Source organism: Sphingomonas yabuuchiae (assembly GCF_001477495.1).
Lineage (GTDB): Bacteria > Pseudomonadota > Alphaproteobacteria > Sphingomonadales > Sphingomonadaceae > Sphingomonas > Sphingomonas yabuuchiae_A.
The window spans coordinates 1-3,465 of the sequence record NZ_LDTF01000127.1 but is presented as its reverse complement, the minus strand read 5'-3'; the positions used below and the strand labels follow the sequence as shown (position 1 = coordinate 3,465).

Here is a 3,465-nt window from a genome sequence, read left to right as displayed (position 1 = left end):
CCCCTCCACCATGCTGCGCATGGTCCCCCTCCCCGTGCCGGGGAGGAATTTGGGGTTGATCCCCATAACAAGCGCACTATGGGCACCCTGTCGGCCGCAGACGTGGCCGACTCACACATAGGATCACAATGCCCCGATCTAGTCCCTTGTCCGGCGACGAGGACAGTAGACGCTTTCGCGTCCACGTTCTTGCCGACCGTCTGACGGGCCTGACGGGGTCGACGATGTCGGCCCACTAAAGCCGTTCCTCGCCGACCTTCCGCCGGGCTCGACCACACGAACCCGAAGGAGGTCTGCCATGACCCGTACCCTGTTCCGCGCGCATGTCCGCGCCCATTCCCTCGCCACCGTGATGGCGAGCGTCCCCCGCGAGCGTGCCCGGCTTCTCCGCCTGGTCGCGTCGACCCGTCCCCAGGCCATGCGCCGTCCCCGCGCCAGCGCCTGATCCGGGTATAACATCATGATCCGTATCGTTGTGCGGGCCGCGCTGTGCGGCCTGTTCCTCGTCGCGCGCGCCGCGTCCGCGCAGGACACCGGGCCGGAGGATTTCGCGATCCACGGCCAGGCCACCTTCGTGGCGCAAGGAGTCGGCGGCTTCGCCTCGCCTTATGCCGGCGCCAACAGCCTGACCCCGCGTCAGTTGAGGGAGACGACCGACGTCACCGCCTTTATCGGTGCGCGCGCCTGGACCGGCGGCGAACTGTGGGTGAATCCCGAAATCGATCAGGGTTTCGGCCTGTCCAACACGCTGGGCGTCGCGGGCTTTCCGAGCGCCGAGGCCTATAAGGTCGGCAAGGCCGAACCCTATTTCCGGCTGCAACGCGCCTTTTTCCGTCAGACCTTCGGGCTTGGCGGCCCGCGCGAGGCGGTGGCGGGCGTCGCCAACCAGCTGGGCGGATCGCGCAGCCTCGACCGGGTCGTACTGACCATCGGCAAGTTCGGGGTCGGCGATGTCTTCGACACCAACCCTTACGCCCATGACCCGCGCGGCGATTTCCTGAACTGGTCGGCGGTCGATACCGGCAGCTTCGATTATGCCGCCGATGCCTGGGGCTATACGACGGGCATCGCCGCAGAACTCTATCGCGGCGACTGGACGCTCCGCGCCGGGCTGTTCAACCTGTCGACCGTCCCCAATGGCGAGCGACTGGAACATGGCTTCGGCCAGTATCAGCTCGATGCCGAGGTCGAGCATCGCCACCTGATCGCCGGGCGGCCCGGATCGGTGCGGTTCGGGTTTTTCCGCAACCGGGGGAATTTCAGCCGCTTCGACGAGGCGCTGGCCTATGCCGCCGCCACTGGCAACGCGGTCGATCCGTCCTTCACCCGGCGGCGGATGACGCGGGTCGGCGGCTATATGAACATGGACCAGGCGCTGACCGACACGCTGGGCCTGTTCGCGCGGGTCGGGGTCAGCGACGGGTCGATCGAGCCCTATGACTTTACCGATATCGACCGGACGGCACAGATTGGCGGGTCGCTGAACGGCAAAGGCTGGGGCCGGGCGCAGGACCGGGTCGGGCTGGCGCTGATCGCCAACGGCATTTCGGCCGAGCATCGGCGCTATCTGGCGGCAGGCGGCCTGGGCGTGCTGGTCGGCGACGGCAAGCTGCCCGATGCCGGCGCGGAGGAGATTGCCGAGGCCTATTACGACGTCGCACTCACCCGCGCACTCGCGGTGACGCTGGACGCGCAATATGTGGAAAATCCGGGGTATAACCGCGATCGCGGGCCCGCCGAGGTTTTCGCGCTGCGGGTGCACGGCGCTTTCTAAAGCTCTTCCTCCCCTGCAAGGGGAGGGGGACCATGCGCAGCATGGTGGAGGGGTGTCCCGCTATCGAGAGGGTGACACCCCTCCGTCAGGCCTTCGGCCTGCCACCTCCCCTTCTAGGGGAGGAATGATTTTTACCGCGTCGGCACGGGCTCGGCACCGGAATAATCATAGAAACCGCGCCTGGTCTTGCGGCCATACCAGCCCGCCTCGACATATTTGATCAGCAGCGGCGCGGGCCGGAATTTCGGGTCTCCGGTCCCCTCGAACAGCACGCGGGTGATCTCCAGGCAGGTGTCCAGCCCGATGAAGTCGGCGAGCGTCAGCGGCCCCATCGGATGGTTCAGCCCCAGCTGGCAGGCCGCGTCGATATCGGGGATCGTCGCCACGCCCTCGCCCAGCGCGAAGATCGCCTCGTTGATCATCGGCATCAGCACGCGATTGACGATGAAGCCCGGCGCATCATTGGCGTGGACCACGCGCTTGCCCAGCTCCTGCGCGAACGCCTCGACCCTGGCGACCGTCGCGTCCGCAGTGGCGAGGCCGCGGATCAGCTCGATCAGGCCCATGACCGGGACCGGATTGAAGAAATGCACGCCGACGAAGCGGCCCGCATCGGGGGCCGCCTGCGCCAGCCGGGTGATCGGAATGGACGAGGTGTTGGTCGCCAGGATCGCGGTGTCGGACATGACCTTGCCGACCTCCTCGAAGATGGCGCGCTTGATGGCCTCGCGCTCGGTCGCGGCCTCGATCACCAGTTCGCAATCCGCCATGGCGGACACGCTGCCGACCGGCTCGATTCGGCCGAGCAGCGAATCGGCGTCCTCGCGCGTGGTCTTTTCCTTGGTCACCAGCCGGTCGAGCGCCTTGGCGATGCCCGCCTTGCCCGCCTCGGCCCGCTCGACGGAGATATCGGCCAGCTTCACCGCATAGCCCGCCGCCGCCGAGACCTGCGCAATCCCTGCGCCCATCTGACCGGCTCCGATCACGCCCACTGACTTCATCGCCACTCTCCTGTTCCTTTGGCCTGTTCTTGTGGCCCGTATCTCTGCCACAAAGCCGGTTGCAACGCGCCCTATCCGGTTCGGAACGGGATCGCCAGCAAAGGGGTTGATCGGGTATGATTCGCATGAGCCTTGCCGTGAGCGTAGCACTGGCCGCAACGGCGGCGAGCGCGGCGTCCACACCGGATACGCCCAGGCCGGGCAAGCCGAAGCTGTTCCGCGACTGGATCGTCGCCTGCGACAATGGGCGGGCCTGCGAGGCGGCGTCACTGGCGGCAGAGGAATCGGCGCTTCAGGATGTCGGGCTGATCGTGGCGCGCGACGGCGGCGGTCGGGTGACGGTACGTATCCGCGACATGACCGGCAAGGCCAGGACGGCGAGCGTCCGGGTCGATGGCCGGACCATCGCCTCGATTCCGCTGAACCGTGACGGTGAGGGCGAGTGGCAGGGCGCCCCCGCCAGCGCGCTCGTCGCGGCCATCGCCAGGGGCCGGCGCGCCACGCTACTGACGCCGACCGCGCATACCCTGGCTCTGGCGGGCGCATCGGCCGCCTTTCGCTATATGGACGATCGGCAGGAACGTGCGGGCACGACCTCCGCGCTGATCGCCCGGGGCGCCAAAGGCTATCGCGCTACCGCACCGGCACTGCCCGTGGTTCAAGTCGTCACCCCGCCGCCCGGCCCCGCCC

At 67.7% G+C, this 3,465-nt stretch carries 4 protein-coding genes; 3 read left to right on the top strand and 1 reads right to left on the bottom strand.

Annotation, left to right across the window (positions count from 1 at the left end; all coding sequences use genetic code 11):
• Positions 1-298: 298 nt before the first annotated feature.
• Positions 299-445, top strand: coding sequence for a hypothetical protein (locus tag NS355_RS19150; protein ID WP_157013673.1), 147 nt, complete (start codon positions 299-301; stop codon positions 443-445).
• A 15-nt stretch (positions 446-460) separates the two neighbouring features.
• Positions 461-1,774 (top strand): carbohydrate porin, encoded by a 1,314-nt coding sequence (locus tag NS355_RS17455; protein WP_058746839.1) that lies wholly within the window; start codon positions 461-463, stop codon positions 1,772-1,774.
• A 131-nt stretch (positions 1,775-1,905) separates the two neighbouring features.
• On the opposite strand, the gene NS355_RS17450 is transcribed toward NS355_RS17455, so the two are convergent.
• Positions 1,906-2,775: a 3-hydroxyacyl-CoA dehydrogenase NAD-binding domain-containing protein gene (locus NS355_RS17450; RefSeq protein WP_058746840.1), complete on the bottom strand. Its 870-nt coding sequence runs from the start codon at positions 2,773-2,775 to the stop codon at positions 1,906-1,908.
• Positions 2,776-2,912: 137 nt separating this feature from the next.
• Between NS355_RS17450 and NS355_RS17445 the strand changes: the two genes are divergently transcribed.
• A partial coding sequence (locus tag NS355_RS17445) for a DUF1176 domain-containing protein (RefSeq protein ID WP_167345493.1) occupies positions 2,913-3,465 on the top strand: 553 nt, incomplete at its 3' end.